The organism is Streptomyces cavernicola (assembly GCF_029968035.1).
Taxonomy (GTDB): Bacteria; Actinomycetota; Actinomycetes; order Streptomycetales; family Streptomycetaceae; genus Streptomyces; species Streptomyces cavernicola.
The window spans coordinates 67399-88798 of record NZ_JASCIQ010000009.1 but is presented as its reverse complement, the minus strand read 5'-3'; the positions used below and the strand labels follow the sequence as shown (position 1 = coordinate 88798).

Annotated in this window: 15 protein-coding genes and 1 pseudogene; 9 read left to right on the top strand and 7 right to left on the bottom strand. The window is 72.9% G+C overall.

What is annotated here, in order from left to right; translation table 11 throughout:
• Positions 1–211: 211 nt before the first annotated feature.
• The 5 genes from QIS96_RS10785 to QIS96_RS10765 all read right to left on the bottom strand — a co-directional run bounded on the left by QIS96_RS10785 (position 212) and on the right by QIS96_RS10765 (position 5032).
• Entirely contained in the window at positions 212–2518 is a 2307-nt protein-coding gene (locus tag QIS96_RS10785) for a heavy metal translocating P-type ATPase (protein ID WP_282542253.1), read from the bottom strand.
• A 125-nt stretch (positions 2519–2643) separates the two neighbouring features.
• Positions 2644–2949, bottom strand: a complete 306-nt coding sequence (locus tag QIS96_RS10780; protein WP_282542252.1) for a heavy-metal-associated domain-containing protein — start codon at positions 2947–2949, stop codon at positions 2644–2646.
• Between the two features lie 137 nt (positions 2950–3086).
• Positions 3087–3272, bottom strand: coding sequence for a hypothetical protein (locus tag QIS96_RS10775; RefSeq protein ID WP_282542251.1), 186 nt, complete (start codon positions 3270–3272; stop codon positions 3087–3089).
• A gap of 250 nt (positions 3273–3522) precedes the next feature.
• Positions 3523–3720 (bottom strand): helix-turn-helix transcriptional regulator, encoded by a 198-nt coding sequence (locus QIS96_RS10770; RefSeq protein WP_282542250.1) that lies wholly within the window; start codon positions 3718–3720, stop codon positions 3523–3525.
• Between the two features lie 406 nt (positions 3721–4126).
• The gene (locus tag QIS96_RS10765; RefSeq protein WP_282542249.1) at positions 4127–5032 is read right to left on the bottom strand and encodes a sugar phosphate isomerase/epimerase family protein; all 906 of its coding nucleotides are present in this window, start codon (positions 5030–5032) and stop codon (positions 4127–4129) included.
• 145 nt (positions 5033–5177) lie between these two features.
• Here QIS96_RS10765 and iolC point away from each other — a divergent pair, with 145 nt between their 5' ends.
• From iolC to mmsA, 5 genes are read left to right on the top strand one after another with little or no spacing between them, the layout of a single operon-like run.
• Positions 5178–6194: a 5-dehydro-2-deoxygluconokinase gene (gene iolC, locus QIS96_RS10760; RefSeq protein WP_456316841.1), complete on the top strand. Its 1017-nt coding sequence runs from the start codon at positions 5178–5180 to the stop codon at positions 6192–6194.
• Positions 6191–7090 (top strand): Cgl0159 family (beta/alpha)8-fold protein, encoded by a 900-nt coding sequence (locus tag QIS96_RS10755; protein WP_282542248.1) that lies wholly within the window; start codon positions 6191–6193, stop codon positions 7088–7090. Before iolC ends, QIS96_RS10755 begins: the two co-directional genes overlap by 4 nt.
• Positions 7091–7120: 30 nt before the next feature.
• Positions 7121–7921, top strand: coding sequence for a 5-deoxy-glucuronate isomerase (gene iolB / locus QIS96_RS10750; RefSeq protein WP_282542247.1), 801 nt, complete (start codon positions 7121–7123; stop codon positions 7919–7921).
• Positions 7918–9795, top strand: coding sequence for a 3D-(3,5/4)-trihydroxycyclohexane-1,2-dione acylhydrolase (decyclizing) (gene iolD / locus QIS96_RS10745; protein ID WP_282542246.1), 1878 nt, complete (start codon positions 7918–7920; stop codon positions 9793–9795). The genes iolB and iolD overlap by 4 nt, the downstream gene beginning before the upstream one ends.
• 55 nt (positions 9796–9850) lie before the next feature.
• Positions 9851–11353: a CoA-acylating methylmalonate-semialdehyde dehydrogenase gene (gene mmsA / locus QIS96_RS10740; RefSeq protein ID WP_282542245.1), complete on the top strand. Its 1503-nt coding sequence runs from the start codon at positions 9851–9853 to the stop codon at positions 11351–11353.
• An 18-nt stretch (positions 11354–11371) separates the two neighbouring features.
• On the opposite strand, the gene QIS96_RS10735 is transcribed toward mmsA, so the two are convergent.
• Positions 11372–11842: a GNAT family N-acetyltransferase gene (locus QIS96_RS10735; RefSeq protein WP_282542244.1), complete on the bottom strand. Its 471-nt coding sequence runs from the start codon at positions 11840–11842 to the stop codon at positions 11372–11374.
• Positions 11843–11959: 117 nt separating this feature from the next.
• Here QIS96_RS10735 and QIS96_RS10730 point away from each other — a divergent pair, with 117 nt between their 5' ends.
• On the top strand, positions 11960–14611 hold the full coding sequence (locus tag QIS96_RS10730; protein WP_282542243.1) for an alpha/beta fold hydrolase: 2652 nt from the start codon (positions 11960–11962) through the stop codon (positions 14609–14611).
• Positions 14608–15465, top strand: coding sequence for an ABC transporter permease (locus QIS96_RS10725; protein WP_282542242.1), 858 nt, complete (start codon positions 14608–14610; stop codon positions 15463–15465). The genes QIS96_RS10730 and QIS96_RS10725 overlap by 4 nt, the downstream gene beginning before the upstream one ends.
• A 224-nt stretch (positions 15466–15689) precedes the next feature.
• Here QIS96_RS10725 and QIS96_RS10720 read toward each other — a convergent pair whose 3' ends face one another.
• Complete coding sequence (locus QIS96_RS10720) at positions 15690–17405, bottom strand: vWA domain-containing protein (protein WP_282542241.1); 1716 nt, start codon at positions 17403–17405, stop codon at positions 15690–15692.
• A gap of 300 nt (positions 17406–17705) precedes the next feature.
• Here QIS96_RS10720 and QIS96_RS10715 point away from each other — a divergent pair, with 300 nt between their 5' ends.
• Together QIS96_RS10715 and QIS96_RS10710 are read left to right on the top strand one after the other, a co-directional pair.
• Positions 17706–19634, top strand: coding sequence for an AMP-dependent synthetase/ligase (locus tag QIS96_RS10715; RefSeq protein WP_282542240.1), 1929 nt, complete (start codon positions 17706–17708; stop codon positions 19632–19634).
• A pseudogene (locus tag QIS96_RS10710) lies at positions 19624–21394 on the top strand (FAD-dependent oxidoreductase). The gene QIS96_RS10715 and the pseudogene QIS96_RS10710 overlap by 11 nt, the downstream one beginning before the upstream one ends.
• Positions 21395–21400: the final 6 nt, after the last annotated feature.

Sequence of the window (21400 nt, the reverse complement as noted above, 5' to 3'; positions counted from 1 at the left end):
CGATTCTCTGTGATCTACGTCTCTCGCATATGTCCAGCTACATACACAAGGGCCCCGATTGGGTGATCGGGGCCCCAGAGTAAGACGGTTGTGGGGGGTACGTGAAGGTCTCAGCGGGGCCTTCTCGCACCCCGAGACGGAACCGTCCCCTCAGCGGGACCAGCCCCTGGCGGGACCAGCCCCTGGCGGGAGCGGCCCCAAGGCGGCGGCTTCAGCGGAACGTCTTGAGCCGCAGGCTGTTCGTCACCACGAAGACCGACGAGAACGCCATGGCGGCGCCCGCGATCATCGGGTTGAGCAGCCCGGCGGCGGCGAGCGGCAGCGCCGCCACGTTGTAGCCGAAGGCCCAGAAGAGGTTGCCCTTGATCGTGGCGAGGGTCCGCCGGGAGAGCCGGATCGCGTCGGCGGCCACCCGCAGATCACCGCGTACGAGCGTCAGGTCGCCCGCCTCGATGGCCGCGTCCGTGCCGGTGCCCATGGCCAGGCCCAGGTCGGCGGCGGCCAGGGCGGCCGCGTCGTTGACTCCGTCGCCGACCATGGCGACCGTGCGCCCGGCGGCCTGGAGCTCGCGGACCGCGGCCACCTTGTCCTGCGGCAGCACCTCCGCGCGCACCTCGTCGATGCCCACCTCGGCCGCCACCGCCTCGGCCACGGCCCGGTGGTCGCCGGTGAGCAGCACCGGGGTGAGGCCGAGGGCGCGCAGCTCGCGCACCGCCTCGGCGCTGCTCTCCTTGACCGCGTCGGCGACGCCGAGGACACCGCGTGCCACCCCGTCCCAGGCGACGGCCACGGCGGTACGGCCCCGGGCCTGCGCCTCGGCGAGGGCGGCGGAGAGCTCGCCGGGCAGGTCGATCCCGGCCTCGGTGAGCAGCTGCTCGCGCCCGACCAGGACGGCACGCCCCCCGACGAGGCCGCGCACGCCGAGCCCCGGGGCGTTCTCGAACGATTCCGGTACGGGCAGGGGCGCACCGGTCGCGGCCTCGGCGCCGCTCGCGACGGCGCGGGCGACCGGGTGCTCGGAGGCGTGCTCCACGGCGCCCGCGTACCGCAGCAGCTCCTTCTCGTCGACGCCCTCGGCCGCGTGCACGTCGTGGAGTTCCATGCGGCCGGTGGTGACGGTGCCGGTCTTGTCCAGGACGACCGTGTCGATCCGGTGGGTGGACTCCAGGACTTCGGGGCCCTTGATGAGGATGCCGAGTTGGGCGCCGCGACCGGTGCCGACGAGCAGGGCCGTGGGCGTGGCCAGGCCGAGCGCGCACGGGCAGGCGATGATCAGGACCGCGACGGCGGCGGTGAACGCGGCGGCCGCGTCGCCCGTGTTGCCGAGCCAGGCGCCGAGGGTGGCGGCGGCGATCAGCAGGACGACGGGCACGAAGACGGCGGCGATCCGGTCGGCGAGGCGCTGCACGGCGGCCTTGCCGCTCTGTGCGTCCTCCACGAGCCGTGCCATCCGGGCGAGTTGAGTGTCGGCGCCGACCCGGGTCGCCTCGACGACGAGCCGGCCCGAGGTGTTCACGGTCGCGCCGGTCACCGCGTCGCCGACGGTCACGTCGACCGGCACGGACTCGCCGGTGAGCATGGACGCGTCCACCGCGGAGGAGCCTTCGACGACGGCGCCGTCGGTGGCGACCTTCTCCCCGGGGCGTACGACGAAACGGTCGCCGACGCGCAACTGCCCGGCGGGGACGTGTACTTCGCGGCCGTCGCGCAGCACGGTGGCGTCCTTCGCGCCGAGTTCGAGCAGGGCGCGCAGCGCGGCGCCGGCTTTGCGCTTGGCGCGCGCCTCCAGATAGCGGCCGAGCAGGATGAACGTGACGACGCCTGCGGCGACTTCGAGATAGATCGTGCCGGAGCCGTCGGTGCGGGACACGGTGAGGTCGAAGCCGTGCTGCATGCCGGGCATCCCGGCTGTGCCGAAGAACAGCGCCCACAGCGACCAGCCGAAGGCGGCGAGGGTGCCGACGGAGACCAGGGTGTCCATGGTGGCCGCGCCGTGCCGGGCGTTGGTCCAGGAGGCGCGGTGGAACGGGAGCCCGCCCCAGATCACGACAGGTGCGGCGAGGGTCAGCGAGAGCCACTGCCAGTTGTCGAACTGCAGGGCCGGGACCATCGCCATCAGGACGACGGGCAGCGCGAGCGCGGCGCTGACGAGCAGCCGCCTGCGCAGCCCCTCGGCCTCCTCGCCCCCGTCGCCCGCCGCGGCCTCTGCGGCCGAGGGTTCCGCCCCCGGCTCAGGCTCCGGTTCCGGCTTCGGCGGGACGATCTCCGCGGCGCTGTAGCCGAGCTTCTCGACCGTCGCGATCAGGGCGCTGACCTCGACCCCGTCCCCGTAGGCCACCTTCGCCTTCTCGGTGGCGAGGTTCACGGAGGCGGTCACGCCGTCCAGGCGGTTGAGCTTCCGCTCGATCCGGGCCGAGCAGGAGGCGCAGGTCATCCCGCCGATGGCGAGCTCGACCTCGGAGCTCGCTGCGGCCCCGGACTGCGGGGTCTCGGAGTGCTGGGTCGCCGTGTGGGTCATGGCGTTCTCTTCGTCTGGTCGCTGCTGGGGCCGGCGCTCGCAGCGTACGAGGCGTTCGCCGGCCGGGGTTCGCGGGGTGTACGACGGGGGTCCGGAGCTGCGTCCGGACCCCCCGGGGCGACCGGTCAGGCGCGGCCGGTCAGCTCGTACCCGGCCTCGTCGACGGCGGCGCGCACCGCGGCCTCGTCGAGCTCCGCGGCGGAGACCACGGTGACCTCGCCGGTGGCGGCGACGGCCTTGACGGAGGTGACGCCGGGCAGCTCGGAGATCTCGGCGGTGACGGCGCCCTCGCAGTGGCCGCAGGTCATGCCCGTGACCGTGTAGACCGTGGTCACGCCGGACTGCGGGGCCGCGGCGGCGCCGTCGTCGTGGCAGGAGCCGGAGGGGGAGCAGCAGGAGCCGGTCGTCTGGGTCTCGGTCTGGGCGCTCATGTCGTTCTCCTCGTCGAGGGCGTCGGGTCGGTCCGCGGCCGGCGTGCGCAGCGTACGAGCGCGGCGTCGGGCAGGTCGCGGCGGCAGGAGGGGCGGGTGCCGTGGCGGCCCCTCCTGACACTCCCGACTGTATACCCCTAGGGGGTACTTCTCCAAGTGGGGTCTCGGCGCGCGAGCGAACGCGCCCAGGCGAGGGCGAGCAGGGTGATCACGACGAGGCCGGCATGGCTGGTGGTGAGCATCACGACGAGCCACAGGGTGATCCCGTGCATCGAGTCCCGCAGCGCGTGCAGCAGGGCCACGCCGAGGTGCGCGCCGATCACCGGCCCCGCGAACCGGAAGCGCCCGTCGGTCCGGGTCCGTAAGTAGCCGAGCAGCGTGCCCGACCCCGAGGTCGGCGCCGTGCCGCACGTACGCCCGGAGCGCGAACACGGAGGGCGCGAGGAAGCTGCCGAGCAGAGTCGCGCAGCCGCGGATGCGGCTGCCTCCGCGGAGGCCGCGCGGAGGCAGCGGGAAGGCCCCCGCGCGCCGTCACGCGGGGGCCGGTCAAGGGGGAGTGCCCGCCGAAGGGGGCTACTCTCTGCGCCCCCGGTTCCTTGGCCTGTTGGCCACCCAGGCGCGGATCGTGTCCGCGTACCAGTAGGGCTTTCCGCTCTCCACGTGGTCGGGCGAGGGCAGCAGTCCGTGCTTCCGGTAGGAGCGCACCGTGTCGGGCTGGACCCGGATGTGCGCGGCGATCTCCTTGTACGACCAGAGCTTGCGGTCGGTCATCAGTGGTACCTCCCTGTCCGCGCGCAGTGGCGGCCCGGGGGAGCCGTCGGGGGAGCTGAGCGCGAACCGGCATGCAGCCAGCCTGTGCCCGGCGAACGACACTGCGTGACCGGCGGGGAGGGCTTGTTGAACGGGTGTGACGGGAAACCCGCGTTCCTGAGACATGTGTGACGGAAGGCGAACTTCGGTTACGTGAGTGATGCATTGGGAGGGCGGGGCATCCGTGCGTAAAGGCCGTGTATGTGGTGAAGGCGCGCGCCGCCGGCGTGCGGTGGCGCGCGGTTGCATCACGCGCGCCCCGCCCGGCCGTGCGCGTCGCCGAACGGGGGTTTCCGCCCAGGGAATCCGGACGCGTGTACGGAGTCGGGCGCGCGCGTACGCATGCCTCGCGGGGTGTGGCCTCCGGTCAGGCGCCGCAGCCGCGGAGGTAGCGCCGGGTGCGGCGGGCGATCGGCAGCGGCTCGTCGGGCGCGCAGGGGTACATGTCCTGCTCGACGATCGCGAACAGCTCGACGCCGAGCCGCTGCGCCGCGTCCAGGACCGGTTCGAGCGCGGGCGTCCCGGCAGGCGGCTCGCACATCACCCCGCGCGCCACGGCCGGCCCGAACGGCAGCTCCTCGGCGCGCACCGCCGCGAGGATCTTGGGGTCGACCTGCTTGAGGTGCAGATAGCCGATGCGCGCCCCGTACGTCTCGATCAGCTTGACGCTGTCGCCGCCGCAGTACGCGTAGTGCCCGGTGTCCAGGCACAGAGAGACGAGGTCGGGGTCGGTGGCGTCGAGGAACCGGGCGACGTTCTCCTCGGTGTCGACATGGGTGTCCGCGTGCGGGTGCACGACGATCCGCAGGCCGTGGCGGTCGCGGAGCTCGCGGCCCAACCGCTCGGTGCCCTCGGCGAGATGGCGCCACTGCTCGGCGGTCAGCTCGCGGTCCTCCAGGACCTCGCCGGTCTTGTCGTCGCGCCAGAAGGACGGGATGACGACCAGGTGTTCCGCGCCCATCGCACGGGTCAGCCCGGCCACCCCGGAGACGTGCTCCCAGGTCTCGTCCCAGACGGCGGGGCCGCGGTGCAGTCCGGTGAAGACGGTGCCCGCGGAGACGGCGAGGCCGCGCCGCTCGGTCTCGGCGCGCAGCACGTCCGGGTCGGTGGGCAGATAGCCGTACGGGCCCAGCTCGATCCAGTCGTAGCCGGACTCGGAGACCTCGTCGAGGAAGCGCCTCCAGGGGACCTGACGAGGGTCGTCGGGGAACCACACGCCCCAGGAGTCGGGGGCCGAGCCGATGCGGATACGCGACATGCGCGACAACGTCATGTCCGTCAGCGTCAAGGCCTCCTGAGAGGGCTGTCAAGGCGACTGCCACGGCATGTCCGAGCGTCGTCCGAATGTAAGGACAAAGTGTTGACAGGGGTGGGGGCCGGGGCTAGACCTAGGGACATCGACGGAAGGGGCATCGAGGGTGACCGGTCCGAGCGAAGCGAGACAGCGGCACCAGGCCGATCCCGATCCGTACGCCCCGTACGACCTGATCACCATGGGGCGGATCGGCGTCGACCTCTATCCGCTGCAGACCGGGGTGCCGCTGCCCGACGTCGAGGCGTTCGGGAAGTTCCTCGGCGGCTCGCCGACCAACGTCGCGGTGGCCGCGGCCCGGCTCGGCCGGCGCACGGCCGTCGTCACCCGCACCGGGCGGGACCCCTTCGGCACGTATCTGCGCCGCGAACTGCGGCAGTTCGGGGTCGACGACCGCTGGGCCACGGCGGTGGACGGGCTGCCGACGCCCGTCACGTTCTGCGAGATCTTCCCGCCCGACGACTTCCCGCTCCACTTCTACCGGCAGCCCAAGGCGCCCGATCTCGCCCTGCGCGCCGAGGAGTTGGACCTCGACGCGATCGGCGGCGCGCGGATCTTCTGGATGACCGGGACCGGCCTGTGCGAGGAGCCGAGCCGGACGGCCACGCTCACCGCACTCACCCACCGCGCGGCGGCGGAAGAGCCGGGCACGGCCACCGTCTTCGACCTCGACTGGCGCCCCATGTTCTGGGCGGAGGGCCCCGAGGCGGCCCGCCCGCACTACGCCGCGGCGCTCGCCCACGCCACCGTCGCCGTCGGCAACCTCGACGAGTGCGAGGTGGCCACCGGCGAGCGCGAACCCGAGGCCGCCGCCCGCGCCCTGCTCGCCGCGGGCGTCGAGCTCGCCGTCGTCAAACAGGGACCGAAGGGCGTGCTCGCCCTCGACCGCACGGGCGCGCGCGTCGAGGTCCCGCCCGTGCCCGTCGAGATCGTCAACGGCCTCGGCGCGGGCGACGCGTTCGGCGGCGCGCTCTGCCACGGCCTGCTCGCCGGCTGGCCGCCCGAGCACACGATGCGGTACGCCAACGCCGCCGGCGCGATCGTCGCCGGGCGGCTCGCCTGCTCCCCCGCGATGCCGTACGCGCACGAGGTGGAGGCCGTCCTCGAAGGCGGCGCGGGATGACTGCCGGGAGGCAGCTCGTCGACCCCGCCGAGCTGGCCAGGACCCGCGCCCGGCACCCCGAGGCCGTCGCCGAGGCCGCCGCACGGCGGGTGCGCAGGCCGCTGCTCGGCGCGCGCGGAAAGCTGCTCATCGTCGCCGCCGACCACCCCGCGCGCGGCGCGCTCGCCGTGGGGGAGCGCCGCTTCGCCATGGCCAACCGGCTCGACCTCCTGATGCGGCTCCGCCTCGCCCTGTCCCGGCCGGGCGTCGACGGCGTGCTCGCCAGCGCCGACGTCCTGGACGACCTGCTGCTGCTCGGCGCGCTCGACGGCAAGGTCGTGATGGGCTCCATGAACCGCGGCGGACTCGCCGGTTCGGCCTTCGAGCTGGACGACCGCTTCACCGGCTACCGCCCCGAGGACCTCAGCCGCCGCCGCTTCGACGCGGGCAAGCTGCTGCTCCGCATCGACCGCGACGACCCCGCCTCGCTCACCACCCTCGACGCGGCCGCACACACCGTGGCCGCGATGGCGGAGCTGCAGCTCCCGGTGTTCGTCGAGCCGTTCCTGTGCCGCCGGGTCGACGGGCGGCTGCGCAACGACCTCTCCACCGAGGCGGTCACCACGGCCGTCGCCGTCGCCTCCGGCCTCGCCGGCAGCTCCGCGTACACCTGGCTGAAGGTCCCCGTCGCCGACGAGCCGTACGGGACCGCCCGCGCCCTGGAGGCCTCGACGCTGCCCGCGGTGCTGCTCGGCGGCGACGTGCACGGGCGGCGGCCGCAGGAGACGTACGAACGCTGGCGCAAGGCGCTCGAACTGCCCACCGTGCAGGGCCTCGTCGTGGGACGGTCGTTGCTCTACCCGGCGGACGACGACGTGGCGGCCGCCGTCGACACCGCGGCCGCGCTGCTTCAGTGAAGGCCCGCAGCACACCGAGAGGGAGGACCGATGCACCTACCGGCGGGCAGCGCCGCGAACGGCCCGTACGCCCTGGACATCGACCCGGAGCGGGCCGGATGGGTGTACGCGTCCCTGCGGATCCTGGAGCTCGCACCCGGCGGCTCGCACTCCTTCGACACCGGGGACAGCGAATGGGTCGTGCTTCCGCTGAGCGGCGGCTGTACGGTGCAGGCGGACGGTGAGAAGCTCCAACTCACCGGCAGGGAAAGCGTGTTCGGCGAGCCGAGCGACTTCGGCTATCTGCCACGCGACGCCCAGGCACAGATCGCCTCCGGCGCGGGAGGCCGCTTCGCCCTGGCAGGAGCGAAGTGCGAGCGTCGACTCCCCGCTCGCCACGGCCTCGCGCCGGAGGTCCCCGTGGAGGCGCGCGGCAGCGGCCGATGCGCGCGCCGGGTACGGAACTTCGCCGCCGCGGGGGTCTTCGAGTGCGACCGGCTCATCGCCGTCGAGGTGATCACGCCCGGCGGGAACTGGTCCTCGTACCCGCCGCACAAGCACGACGAGCACCGGCCGGGCGTCGAGTCCCAGCTGGAGGAGATCTACTACTTCGAGATCGACGGGCCGCACGGCCTCGGCTACCAGCGCGTCTCCCCGTCCCGCCCCGGCGGCACCGACCTGCTCGCCGAAGTCCGGGGCGGCGACGCCGTGTTGGTGCCCGACGGCTGGCACGGGCCGTCCATCGCCCAGCCGGGCCACGACATGTACTACCTGAACGTGATGGCGGGCCCCGGCGCCGAACGAGAGTGGAACATCTGCTTCCACCCGGATCACCAGGAGGGCTACCGATGAGCGACACCCTGCGTCTCACCGTCGCCCAGGCGCTCGTCCGCTTCCTCGCCGCCCAGCACACCGAGCGCGACGGCGTACGACAGCGCCTGATCGGCGCGACCTGGGGCATCTTCGGGCACGGCAACGTCGCCGGGATCGGCCAGGCGCTCGTCGAGCACCGCGACCTCATGCCCTTCCACCAGGGGCGCAACGAACAGGCCATGGTGCACGCCGCCGTCGGCTACGCCCGGCAGGCCCGCCGCCTGTCCGCGCACGCGGTCACCACGTCCATCGGGCCCGGCGCCACCAACCTCACCACCGGGGCCGCGCTCGCCACGATCAACCGGCTCCCGGTGCTGCTCCTGCCCGGCGACACCTTCGCGACCCGGCCCGCGGACCCGGTGCTCCAGCAGCTCGAAGTGCCGTACGCGGGCGACGTGTCCGTGAACGACTGCCTGCGGCCCGTCTCCCGGTACTTCGACCGGGTCACCCGCCCCGAGGCGCTGATCCCGGCCGCGCTCGCCGCGATGCGCGTCCTCACCGACCCGGCCGACACCGGCGCGGTCACCCTCGCGCTGCCCCAGGACGTGCAGGCGGAGGCGTACGACTGGCCCGCGGAGTTCTTCGCCGAGCGGGTCTGGACCGTCCGCCGCCCGCACCCCGACCCCCGCGAACTGGCCGATGCTGTACGGGAGTTGCGCGCCGCGCGCCGCCCGCTGATCGTCGCCGGGGGCGGGGTGCGGCACAGCGGGGCGGAGCGCGCGCTGCGGGCCCTCGCCGACGCCACCGGCATCCCGGTCGCCGCCACCCAGGCAGGCAAGGGCTCCCTCGCCCACGACCACCCCGCGGACGTCGGCGGCATCGGCCACACCGGCACCGCGACCGCCGACGCCCTCGCCCGCACCGCCGACCTGGTGCTCGGGGTCGGCACCCGCTGGTCCGACTTCACCACCGCCTCGCACACCCTCTTCGCGGCGCCCGACGTGCGCTTCCTCAACCTCAACATCGCGCCGTTCGACGGTCACAAGATGGCGGGCCGCACCCTGATCGCCGACGCCCGCGCCGGACTCGAAGCGCTCACGGCAGGCCTCCACGGCCACCGGGTGGACCCCGCCCACGAATCCGCGTACACCCACGCCAAGGCCGACTGGGAGGCCCGCGTCTCCGCCGCCTACGCCGCCCCCGACCCGGCCGCCCGCCCCACCCAGGCCCAAGTCCTCGGCGCTCTGGACGAGTTGGCCGACGGCGACGACGTGCTGATCAACGCCGCCGGCTCCCTCCCCGGCGACCTGCACAAACTCTGGCGGGCCCGCTCACCGCACCAGTACCACGTCGAGTACGGCTACTCCTGCATGGGATATGAGATCCCCGCCGCGCTCGGCGTGCAGCTCGCGGACCCCGCCCTGCGGGTGTGGGCGCTCGTCGGCGACGGCACGTATCTGATGATGCCCACCGAGATCGTCACCGCCGTGCAGGAGCATCTGCCGATCAAGGTCGTGATCCTGCAGAACCACGGGTACGCGTCCATCGGCGGCCTCTCCGAGTCCGTCGGCGCCGAGCGCTTCGGCACCGCCTACCGGTTCCGGGCGCCCGACGGCTCGTACACCGGCGAGCCCCTGCCCGTGGACCTCGGCGCCAACGCGGCCTCGCTCGGGATGCGGGTGCTGCGCCCGAAAACAGTGCGTGACCTGCGCGAAGCGCTGGCCGACGCACGACTGTCCGACGTACCCACATGTGTCTACGTGGAGACGGAAACGCCCGACACTGTGTCGGGCGTGCCGCCCGCGCAGGCGTGGTGGGATGTTCCCGTGGCAGAGACCGCGAGCCGCCCGGCCGTGGCCCCGGCCCGTGAGGAGTACGAGCGGCAGGCACGCCTGCGCCGCCGTCACCTGTAGGCGCGCACGCCCGCGCCGCCGCCCTCGTTAAGGAACCGCAAGGGAGCTGTACGCCATGACGAAGACCGTTCACCACTGGATCGGCGGCAAGATCGTGGAGGGCGCCTCGGGCCACTCCGGCCCCGTCACCGATCCGGCGACCGGCGAGGTGACCACCCGCGTCGACTTCGCCTCGGTCGCCGAGGTGGACGCCGCGGTCGCCGCCGCCAAGGCCGCCTACGCGAACTGGGGCCAGTCCTCGCTCGCACAGCGCACCGCCGTGCTGTTCAAGTTCCGCGCGCTGCTCGACGCCAACCGGGACGCGATCGCCGAGCTGATCACCGCCGAGCACGGCAAGGTGCACTCGGACGCGCTCGGCGAGGTCGCGCGCGGCCTGGAGATCGTCGACCTGGCCTGCGGGATCACCGTCCAGCTGAAGGGCGAGCTGTCCACCTCGGTGTCCAGCCGCGTCGACGTCGCCTCGATCCGGCAGCCGCTCGGCGTGGTCGCGGGCATCACGCCGTTCAACTTCCCGGCCATGGTGCCGATGTGGATGTTCCCGATCGCCATCGCGTGCGGCAACACCTTCGTGCTCAAGCCCTCCGAGAAGGACCCGTCGGCCTCCCTGAAGATCGCCGAACTCCTCGCGGAGGCAGGGCTTCCGGAGGGTGTCTTCAACGTCGTGCACGGTGACAAGGTCGCCGTCGACCGCCTCCTTGAGCACCCGGACGTCGCGGCTGTCTCGTTCGTCGGCTCCACCCCGATCGCCCGCTACATCCACACCACGGCCTCCGCCAACGGCAAGCGCGTGCAGGCGCTCGGCGGCGCCAAGAACCACATGCTGGTGCTTCCCGACGCCGACCTCGACGCGGCCGCCGACGCCGCCGTGTCCGCCGCGTACGGCTCGGCCGGTGAGCGCTGCATGGCGATCTCCGCGGTCGTCGCGGTCGGCGACATCGCCGACGAGCTGGTCGCCAAGATCCGGGAGCGCGCCGAGAAGATCAAGATCGGCCCCGGCAACGACCCGACGTCCGAGATGGGCCCGCTGATCACCGCCGCCCACCGCGACAAGGTCGCCTCGTACGTGCACGGCGCGAAGGAGCAGGGCTGCGAGGTCGTCCTCGACGGCACCGGCCACTCGGTCGAGGGCTTCGAGAACGGCCACTGGATCGGCCTGTCCCTGCTCGACCGCGTCCCGGTCACCGCCGACGCGTACAAGGACGAGATCTTCGGCCCCGTCCTGTGCGTCCTGCGCGCCGAGACCTACGAGGAGGGCCTGGCCGTCATCAACGCCTCGCCGTTCGGCAACGGCACCGCGATCTTCACCCGGGACGGCGGCGCCGCCCGCCGCTTCCAGCTGGAGGTCGAGGCCGGCATGGTCGGCGTGAACGTGCCGATCCCGGTGCCCGTCGGCTACCACTCCTTCGGCGGCTGGAAGGACTCGCTCTTCGGCGACCACCACATCTACGGCAACGACGGCACGCACTTCTACACGCGCGGCAAGGTCGTCACCACCCGCTGGCCCGACCCGGCCGACGCCCCGTCCGGCGTCGACCTCGGGTTCCCGCGCAACCACTGAGGTTCCGGGACGAACGGCTCAGGGTGCGCGGAACTCCCAGGTGAGGACCGCGCACCCGCCCGCGCCCACCGCGCCCGTCGCGCGGTACGTGGCGAGGGCGCCCATGTTGTCCAGGTCCACGCCGACCCACATGTCGTAGCAGCCGAGCTCCTCGCAGAGCGCGGCCAGCGTGCCGATGAGGGCGCTCGCGATGCCGCGGCGCCGGTACGGCTCGGCCACCGCCAGCTCGTACAGGCACATCTCGACGCCCTTGTCCGGGTGCAGCATCTCGATGCCCGTGACGAATCCCACCGGCCGCCCGTCCGCGTACGCGAGGAACAGGTGGTGGCCCGCCGCGGACAGGAAGCGCTCGGCCCACTCCGCGCGCGTGGGGGAGTCGAACAGCGGCCCAGCGGCGACGAGTTGGTCCACGGTCGTGGCGCGGCGGATGTCGTGCCGCGTCGGAACGGGCGTCGGCTCGGGCGTCGGTTCCGGAGTCGGCTTCGGCATAGCGGGATTCGTACCACGCCTGCGGTATGCGCGTCCGCCGCGTACGACCGGGGGAGGTGACGAGGTTCCGCCTGGCGGCTGCTCCGGCTGTCAGACCTCGCCCGTACGGTGGAACGCATGCAACGAGACACGTCAGGGCCCAGGCGGTGGTGGGCCCGGCTGCGCGGACGGGCCCTGGCCGTGGTGGCCGTCGTCGCCGTGCTCGCCGGGACCGGCGCCGCGACGGCCGTCGCCGCAGGTGACGACGGACCGGCGGTGCACCGTGAGGACCGGGCGCTGCCCATGGGCGGCGGAGTGCGCGTCGACACGTCGTACTTCACGGCGGGCGACGCGGACGCGAAGCGGCCCGCGGTGCTCATCGGGCACGGCTTCGGCGGCAGCAAGAACGACACCCGCGCGCAGGCCGAGAAACTCGCCGCCGAGGGGTACGCGGTCCTCACCTGGTCCGCGCGCGGCTTCGGCGCCTCCGGCGGGAAGATCGGCCTCAACGACCCGAAGGCCGAGGTGGCCGACGCCTCCCGGCTCATCGACTGGCTGGCGAAGCGCCCCGAGGTCCAGCTGCAGGCCGAGGGCGACCCGCTCGTCGGCATGACCGGCGCCTCGTACGGCGGCGCGGTGTCGCTCCTGACGGCCGGGCACGACGACCGGGTGGACGCCATCGCCCCCGCGATCACGTACTGGAACCTGGCCGACGCCCTGTTCCCGCAAGGCGTGTTCAAGAAGCTGTGGGCCGGGATGTTCCTGTCCACCGGCGGCGGCTGCGACCGCTTCGAGCCGCAGCTGTGCGCCATGTACAACCGCGTCGCCGAATCCGGAAAGCCGGACGAGAAGGCACGCGAACTCCTGGAGGCCCGCAGCCCCTCCGCCGTCGGCGACAAGATCGACGTACCCGCCCTGATCATGCAGGGCCAGACCGACTCGCTCTTCCCGCTCTCGCACGCCGACGCCATGGCCAGAACCATCGGGGACAACGGCGCGCCCGTCGCCGTCGACTGGATCGCGGGCGGACACGACGGCGGGGACATGGAGCTCGGCCGCATCGAGTCCCGCGTCACCGCCTGGTTCGACCGCTATCTGAAGGACGAGAAGTCCGCCGACACCGGCAGCCCGTTCCGCGTCACCCGCTCCGGCGGCGTCGACTCCACCGACGGCCGCACGCAACTGCGCGGCGCCACCGACGCCGAGTACCCGGGCCTCGACAGCGGCCGCCGGGACATCGCCCTGCGCGGCGGCACCCGGTCCTTCGAGAACCCGGCAGGCGCGAGCCCGCCCGCGATCTCCAACGTGCCAGGCCTCACCGGCAACTTCACCCAGCTCTCCTCGCTCGGCCTCGGCGGCCTCTCCACCGACTTCCCCGGCCAGTACGCCGCCTTCGACTCGGCCCCGCTCAAGAGCGACCTGACCGTCACCGGCTCACCCACGGTCGACCTGCGCATCGCCTCCTCCCGGGACGACGCGGTCCTCTTCGGCAAGGTCTACGACGTCAGCCCGGACGGACGACAGCGCGTCCTGCCCTCCCAGCTCGTCGCCCCGATCCGGGTCGAGGACGCCGAGCGCGGCAAGGACGTGGAGCTCACGCTGCCCGCGATCGACCACGAGATCCGCGCGGGCCACCGGCTCCGCCTCGTCCTCTCCTCCACCGACCTGGGGTACGCCTCACCGGCCGCCCCCGCCACGTACACGGTGACGGCCGAGAGCGACCTGCACGTGCCCGTGGTGCCCGAACTCACCACCGAGGCCACGCCGCTGCCCGCCTGGGTGTGGTGGCTGCCGCTCGGCGCACTCGCCCTCGCGGCCGGACTGCTCCTCACCGCCCGCCGCCGCACCACCCCGCCGGCCCCGGACCCTGCGCTCGCCGAAGTGCCGCTGCAGATCACGGAGTTGAGCAAGAAGTACGGCAAGTCCGACCGGTACTCGGTCCGGGAGCTCTCCTTCCGCGTGGAGAAGGGCCAGGTCCTCGGGCTGCTCGGGCCCAACGGCGCGGGCAAGACCACCACGCTGCGGATGCTGATGGGCCTGATCGCCCCGGACGAGGGCGAGATCCGGCTCTTCGGGCACGCCGTGCGGCCCGGCGCCCCGGTGCTCTCCCGGGTCGGCGCGTTCGTCGAGGGCGCGGGCTTCCTGCCGCACCTCTCGGGCCGCGAGAACCTGCGCCTGTACTGGGCGGCGACCGGCCGCCCGGAGGAGGACGCGCACATCGAGGAGGCCCTGGAGATCGCCGGGCTCGGCGACGCCCTCGCCCGCGCGGTGCGCACGTACTCGCAGGGCATGCGGCAGCGCCTCGCCATCGCCCAGGCCATGCTCGGCCTGCCGGACCTGCTGATCCTCGACGAGCCCACCAACGGCCTCGACCCGCCGCAGATCCGCGAGATGCGCGAGGTGCTGATCCGGTACGCGGAGCAGGGGCGCACCGTCATCGTCTCCAGCCATCTCCTCGCCGAGGTCGAGCAGTCCTGCACGCACCTCGTCGTCATGGACCGCGGCCGGCTCGTCCAGGCCGGTCCCGTCGCCGAGATCGTCGGCTCGGGCCAGACCCTTCTGGTCGGCACGGAGCGGGAGTTGGAGCCCGTGCTCGTCGAGAAGATCGACGCCCTGGAGGGCGTGCAGTCGGCCGTGGCCGCGGACGGCGGCGTCCTGGTCCGGCTCGACGGCGCCACGGTCGCCGAGCTCCTCGCCGAACTCGTCCGGCTCGACGTCCCGGTCACGAGCGTCGGACCGCACCGAAGGCTGGAGGACGCCTTCCTGACCCTGATCGGAGGAACGGCATGAGCGCGGCTGTGGATGCGGCGCCCGGCTACCGCGCCGGGCGGACCCTGCCCCTGCGGGTGGAGCTGCAGCGCCAACTCGGCCGCCGCCGCACGCTGGTGATGGGCGCGGTCCTGGCGGTGCTTCCGCTGATCCTGGTCGCCGCGTTCGCCATCGGCGGCACCCCGGAGGCCAACGCGCGGCGCGGGGCGACGCTCATGCAGGTCGCCACCGAGTCCGGTGCGAACTTCGCCGCGACCTGCCTGTTCGTCTCGGCCGGGTTCCTGCTCGTGGTGCCCGTCGCCCTGTTCTGCGGGGACACGGTCGCCTCCGAGGCCAGCTGGTCCTCGCTGCGCTATCTGCTCGCCGCGCCCGTGCCGCGCGCCCGGCTGCTCTGGTCCAAGCTCGCGGTCGCCCTCGGGCTGAGCGCCGCCGCGATGCTCCTGATGCCGCTGATCGCCCTGGCGGTGGGCACGGTCGCGTACGGCTGGGGGCCTTTGGAGCTCCCGACCGGCGGGGGGCTCGCCGCGGGCGACTCGGCGCTGCGGCTCCTGGTGGTCGTGGCGTACATCTTCGCGTCCCAACTGGTCACCGCAGGGCTCGCGTTCTGGCTCTCCACCAAGACGGACGCACCGCTCGGCGCGGTCGGCGGGGCGGTCGGCCTGACCATCGTCGGCAACGTCCTGGACGCGGTCACCGCCCTCGGCGACTGGCGGGACGTCCTGCCCGCGCACTGGCAGTTCGCCTGGATAGACGCCCTCCAGCCCACCCCGGAGTGGGGCGGCATGATCCAGGGCACGGCGGTGTCGCTGACGTACGCGGTGGTGCTGGTCGCTCTCGCGTTCCGGGGGTTCGCCCGGAAGGACGTGGTGAGCTGAGGCCCCCCTCGGGGCTTCGCCCCCGGCCCCGGCAGTCGTTCGGCTGCCGGGGCCGTCGTGGCTGGTCGCGCAGTTCCCCGCGCCCCTGAAGAGCAGTCCCTGCCGGGGCCCGCATCAGCCCGAATTCAGCCCCTCCGGCGTTTGAGGAGCGGGGGTCCGGGGGCGGAGCCCCCGCAGCCGACGGCAGTCTTTCGGGAAGGGGCGGGGTGGGGAAAAGAACCCGGTTACGTCCGCAGCGCCGCCGCCTGCCGGACCGCCGTGGACAGGCGCTGTACGTCCACGTCGTCCGGTTCGGAACTCCCCGCCAACCGGCTTGCGTGGTCGGACAGTTGGGACAGCGACATCCGACCGGGCAGCGGCGTGAACCGATCCTCACCCGAACCCGAACCCGAACCCGAACCCGAACCGGACCCCGAACCGGAACCGGAACCCGAACCGGACCCCGAATCGCCCGACCCGGCCAACTCGTCCTCCGCCCCCCTGTCAGGGCAGGAAGCCGTCGGGTCGTCGTAAGGGCACCCGGAGGGCTGGGGCCGGTACGCCGCCGCCCGCAACGCATCCGCGAAGTACGCCGCGACCACGCTCACCTGGAACCCCCGGTCCGCCCCGTCCCACAGCGGCCGCCGCAGCTGCTCGGCGCTGATCCGCTGCGAACGCTCGTGCGCCTCCCGGGACTTGGGGTCCTGCCAACGCACCCGCGCCGTCGCCACATGCGCGTCACCGGAACCCGCGCCCTCCTTCAGCCGTACCGCGTAGAGCGCCGTCACCGAGTGACCGGGACCGACCTCGCCGCCGTCGACCCGGTCGTCCCGGAAGTCCTCGTCGGCGACCTGCCGGTTGTCGTAGCCGATGAGCCGGAACTTCTCCACCGTCTCCGGGTCGAACGAGACCTGCGCCTTGGCGTCCCGCGCACGCAGCTCGATGTGCGCGGGCAGGTCCTCGGAGAACACCTTGCGGGCCTCGGCCTGATCGGAGACGTACGTGGTGTGGCCGTCGCCCTTGTCGGCGAGCCGCTCCATCAGCGCGTCGCCGTATTCGCTGCCGACGCCGACGCCGAAGAGCGTGATGCCGTGCTCCCGGCGGGCGTCCGAGATCCGCTCCAGGATGCCGTCGGCGCTGGTCTGGCCGGTGTTGGCGAGCGCGTCGGAGAGCAGCACGACCCGGTTGGTGGCGCCCTTCGTGAGGCCCTCGACGGCGGTGTCGTACCCGGTGGTGATGCCCGCCTCCAGGTTGGTGGAGTCGGTGGGCTCCAGGTCGTCGATCGCCTCGTGCACCTCCTCCCGGTCGCCGTCCTCGGCGAGGCGCGTCATCGGCAGCACCGTCTCGGCCTCGTCGCTGAACGTCACGATCGCCACGGAGTCGTCGGGGCGCAGCCGGTCCGTCATGATGCCCAGCGATTCCTTGACCAGGTCGAGCCGGCCGGGCTCGGCCATCGAGCCGGAGACGTCGATGACGAAGGTCAGCGCCGCGGGCGGCCGCTTCTCCGCGTCGGCCGACTTGGTGGCGAGCCCGACCCGCAGCAGCGACCAGTCGTCGCCCCCCGCGCCCGGCGCCTTCGCACCGTCGACGTTCACGGCGATGCCGTTGCCCTTCGGCTGCGGATAGTCCTGCCGGAAGCTGTTCACGAACTCCTCGGGCCGCACCGTCGAAGGTTCGGGCATCCGCCCCTCGCCGAGGGCGCGCCGCGCATAGCCGTACGAGGCGGTGTCCACGTCCAGGGCGAAAGTGGACCGGTAGTCCGGCGGCACCGCCTCCTTCTCGCCGTCCTCCGGCTGCGCACCGTCGGGCACCACGCCGCCCGCGCCCGGACGCGGCGCCGCCCCCTTGGCGGAGTCCGGGGCCGTCGTGGTGTTGCCGCCCCCCGTACACCCGGTGAGCAGCACGCTCCCGAGGGCGAGCCCCAACACCCCCTTGCGCACCCAGCCATCCCCACGAGCCATGTTCGGCCGCCCCCTCAAGTCGTCCAGTTCCTGTGACTGTGACGTGGAAGGGCGGGTATCGGACCGGCCTGGGCGATTGCGGAACGATCACGGTTATGTCTCCGCTTCGTCCGCGTCGGTCGGTGGAGTCGAGCCGTGTCCAGCCCATTGATTTCTCCTTACGCGCGGGTAAGTTGACGTACGCGTAAAGAACTTGCACCGAACGCACTCGCACGCACCAAACGCACCCGCACGCATCCAACGCACCGAACGCACCGCAGCACGGCATGGCAGAGAACGCGCCGACAACGGAGCCGACCCATGGGCGTACGCAAGGATCTGAAACGGGCGAAGCGGCGCAGCGATCTCGCGGCCCGCGTCCACACGGAGCTGATCAGGGAGGGCGGCGTCGTCCGCGAGGTGCGCACGGCCGCCCTCGACTCCGCGCCCGCCCCCGGCACCACCGCGGACATCCCCTTCGTCAACGCCGCCGAGGACCCTGAAGCGGTGGTCCTGCGCCGCAAGGAGGCCGGCGTGTGGCGGCCGGTGACGGCGGCGACGTTCGCCCGTGAAGTCACCGCCGCAGCCAAGGGGTTGATCGCGGCGGGCCTCGAACCGGGCGGCCGCGTCGCCCTGATGTCCCGTACCCGCTACGAGTGGGCCGTGCTCGACTTCGCGATCTGGGCGGCCGGCGGCCAGACCGTGCCGGTCTACGCCACCTCGTCCGCCGAGCAGATCACCTGGATCGTCAAGGACTCCGGGGCCCGCTTCGTGATCACGGAGACGGAGGAGAACTCCCGTACCGTACGGGCCGCCTGTGCCGCACTGCCGGAGTCGGAGAGCGAGCAGCCGCGGCTGTGGGAGCTGGACGCCGGGGCGGTGCTCGAACTCGCCAGGCTCGGCCGGGACGTCACCGACGAGGAGGCGGAGAAGCGGCGGGCCGCGCTCACCCCCGACTCCATCGCGACCGTCTGCTACACCTCCGGCACCACGGGCCGCCCCAAGGGCTGCGTCCTCACGCACGGCAATCTGCACGCCGAGGCCGCCAGCACCGTCGACCTGCTGCACCCGATCTTCAAGGAGGTCACGGGCCAGGTCGCCACCACGCTGCTCTTCCTGCCGCTCGCGCACATCCTGGGCCGCGTCATCCAGGTCGCCTGCATGCTCGCGCGGATCGAGGTCGGCCACTGCCCGAGTATCAAGCCCGAGGAACTCCGGCCCGAACTGCGGTCGTTCAGGCCGACGTTCGTCGTCGGCGTCCCGTACCTCTTCGAGAAGATCCACGACACCGGGCGCGCGACCGCCGAGAAGATCGGCCGCGGCGCCTCCTTCGAGCGCGCCGACCGGATCGCCGTCCGCTTCGGCGAGGCCTACCTCGACAAATTCCTGGACCGCGGCAAGGGCCCCTCGCTCGGCCTCTACCTCGCCTGGGCGCTCTACGACCTGCTCGTCTACCGCCGCGTCCGCAAGGAGGTCGGCGGCAGGCTCCGCTACGCGATCAGCGGCGGCTCCCCGCTCGACCGCCGCCTCAACCTCTTCTTCCACGCCGCCGGAATCATCGTCTACGAGGGCTACGGCCTGACCGAGACGACCGCCGCCGCCACGATCATCCCGCCGCTCAGCCCCCGCCCCGGCACCGTCGGCCTGCCCGTGCCCGGCACGTCGGTGCGGATCGCGGACGACGGGGAGGTGCTGATCAAGGGCCCGATCGTCTTCGGCTCGTACTGGAACAACCCGGACGCGACCGAACAGGTCCTGGACGGCGGCTGGTTCGCGAGCGGGGACCTCGGGGAGTTCGACGAGGACGGCTACCTGCGGATCACCGGGCGCAAGAAGGACATCCTCGTCACCAGCGGCGGCAAGAACGTCTCGCCCGCCGTCCTGGAGGACCGCCTGCGCAGCCGCCCGCCGATCGGCCAGTGCATCGTCGTCGGCGACAACCGGCCCTTCGTCGGCGCGGTCATCACCCTCGAACCCGACGCCGTCGAGCACTGGCTCGCCGTCCGCAAGGCCCCCGCGGACACCCCCATGTCCGAGGTGATCAAGGACCCGCGGATGCTCGCCGACGTGCAGAAGGCCGTCGACTACGCCAACGAGGCCGTCTCCCGGGCCGAGTCCATCCGTAAGTTCGTCGTCGTGGAGGGCGAGTTCACCGAGGACAACGGCCTGCTCACGCCATCGCTGAAGATCAAACGGCATGCGGTGGCGCGCGCGTACGAGCAGCAGATCGGGGCGCTCTATGAGTCCTGAGACCGCCTCCGCGACAGAGGCGTACGACTACGACGTCATCGTCGTCGGATCCGGGTTCGGCGGGTCCGTCTCCGCCCTGCGTCTGACCGAGAAGGGGTACCGGGTCGGCGTCCTGGAGGCCGGCCGCCGCTTCGACCGGCAGACCCTGCCCCCCCAGTTCGTGGAAGCTCCGCGACTACCTGTGGGCGCCCCGCCTCGGCCTCTACGGCATCCAGCGCATCCATCTGCTCCGCAAGGTCATGGTGCTCGCCGGCGCGGGCGTCGGCGGCGGCTCCCTCAACTACGCCAACACCCTCTACGTACCGCCCAAGGCGTTCTTCGACGACCCGCAGTGGCGGGACATCACCGACTGGCAGCGGGAGTTGGCCCCGTACTACGACCAGGCGCGGCGGATGCTCGGCGTGCGCCGGAACCCCACCCTGACCGAGGCCGACGAGCTGTTGCGGGACACCGCGGAGGCGATGGGCGCGGGCGGCACCTTCACCCTCGCCCCGGTCGGCGTGTTCTTCGGCGACGGCGAGGACGCCGACGGGGAGACGAGGGCCGCCCCCGGCGAGGCCGCCCCCGACCCGTACTTCGGCGGGGCCGGGCCCGAGCGGACGGCGTGCGTGGAGTGCGGCTCGTGCATGACGGGCTGCCGGGTCGGCGCGAAGAACACCCTCACCGAGAACTACCTGTACCTCGCCGAACGGGCGGGCGCCGAGGTGCACCCCCTCACCACCGTCGAGGCCGTACGGGAGCACGGCGACGGCTTCGAGGTCACCGTCCGACCCACCGGCCGCCGCGGAAAACGCCGACAGCGCACCCTCACCGCCCGCCACGTGGTCCTCGCCGCCGGCACCTACGGCACCCAGACCCTCCTGCACACCATGCGCGAGCGCGGACAGCTGCCCCGCCTTTCCGGCGCGCTCGGCCGCCTCACCCGCACCAACTCCGAAGCGCTGGTGGGGGCGTTGACGTTCCCGCGCCGCTACCGCAAGGCCCGCGGCACCAGCGCCGAACCCGACTTCACGCGCGGCGTCGCCATCACCTCGTCCGTCCACCCCAACCCCACCACGCACATCGAGAACGTCCGCTACGGCAAGGGCTCCAACCTGATGGCCCTGCTCTGCGTGCCGCAGTACGCGCAGCACCTGCCCAAGCCGATCGCCGCCGCCCTCGCCTTCGCCCGCCACCCGATCCTGGTCGCCCGCACCCTCACCACGTACCGCTGGTCGGAGCGGACCGTCATCGGCCTCGTCATGCAGACCCACGACAACTCCCTCACCACCGGCCTCACCAGGCGCGGGCTCCTCACCGCCGAACAGGGCCACGGCAGCCCCAACCCCGTGCACATCCCGGAGGGTTGGGAGGCGGCCGGGCTGCTCGCCGAGCGCATCGGCGGCTTCGCCGGCACCAACCTGGGGGAGCTGACGGGCCGCCCCCTGACCGCGCACTTCCTCGGCGGCTGCCCGATCGGCGCCTCTTCGGATGCGGGCGTCGTCGATCCGTATCACCGCCTGTACGGGCATCCCGGCATCTCCGTCGTCGACGGTTCCGCGGTCTCGGCGAACCTCGGCGTCAACCCGTCCCTGACGATCACCGCGCAGGCCGAGCGCGCCATGTCCCTGTGGCCCAACAAGGGCGAGCCGGACCCGCGCCCGGCCCAGGGGGCCCCTTACGCGCGCGTGGCCCCGGTCGCCCCGGTGTCGCCGACGGTGCCGGAGGGGGCGTACGGGGCGCTGCGCCTCTCGAACTCCCCTCCGGGAAGCGTGACTTGATGTCTT

What these genes read in the sequence shown, in the direction of transcription:
- QIS96_RS10785 (WP_282542253.1), bottom strand. Translation starts at nt 2,518, where the DNA reads ATGACCCACACGGCGACCCAGCACTCCGAGACCCCGCAGTCCGGGGCC.
- QIS96_RS10780 (WP_282542252.1), bottom strand. Translation starts at nt 2,949, where the DNA reads ATGAGCGCCCAGACCGAGACCCAGACGACCGGCTCCTGCTGCTCCCCC.
- QIS96_RS10770 (WP_282542250.1), bottom strand. Translation starts at nt 3,720, where the DNA reads ATGACCGACCGCAAGCTCTGGTCGTACAAGGAGATCGCCGCGCACATC.
- QIS96_RS10765 (WP_282542249.1), bottom strand. Translation starts at nt 5,032, where the DNA reads ATGACGTTGTCGCGCATGTCGCGTATCCGCATCGGCTCGGCCCCCGAC.
- QIS96_RS10755 (WP_282542248.1), top strand. Translation starts at nt 6,191, where the DNA reads ATGACTGCCGGGAGGCAGCTCGTCGACCCCGCCGAGCTGGCCAGGACC.
- iolB (WP_282542247.1), top strand. Translation starts at nt 7,121, where the DNA reads ATGCACCTACCGGCGGGCAGCGCCGCGAACGGCCCGTACGCCCTGGAC.
- iolD (WP_282542246.1), top strand. Translation starts at nt 7,918, where the DNA reads ATGAGCGACACCCTGCGTCTCACCGTCGCCCAGGCGCTCGTCCGCTTC.
- mmsA (WP_282542245.1), top strand. Translation starts at nt 9,851, where the DNA reads ATGACGAAGACCGTTCACCACTGGATCGGCGGCAAGATCGTGGAGGGC.
- QIS96_RS10735 (WP_282542244.1), bottom strand. Translation starts at nt 11,842, where the DNA reads ATGCCGAAGCCGACTCCGGAACCGACGCCCGAGCCGACGCCCGTTCCG.
- QIS96_RS10730 (WP_282542243.1), top strand. Translation starts at nt 11,960, where the DNA reads ATGCAACGAGACACGTCAGGGCCCAGGCGGTGGTGGGCCCGGCTGCGC.
- QIS96_RS10725 (WP_282542242.1), top strand. Translation starts at nt 14,608, where the DNA reads ATGAGCGCGGCTGTGGATGCGGCGCCCGGCTACCGCGCCGGGCGGACC.
- QIS96_RS10720 (WP_282542241.1), bottom strand. Translation starts at nt 17,405, where the DNA reads ATGGCTCGTGGGGATGGCTGGGTGCGCAAGGGGGTGTTGGGGCTCGCC.
- QIS96_RS10715 (WP_282542240.1), top strand. Translation starts at nt 17,706, where the DNA reads ATGGGCGTACGCAAGGATCTGAAACGGGCGAAGCGGCGCAGCGATCTC.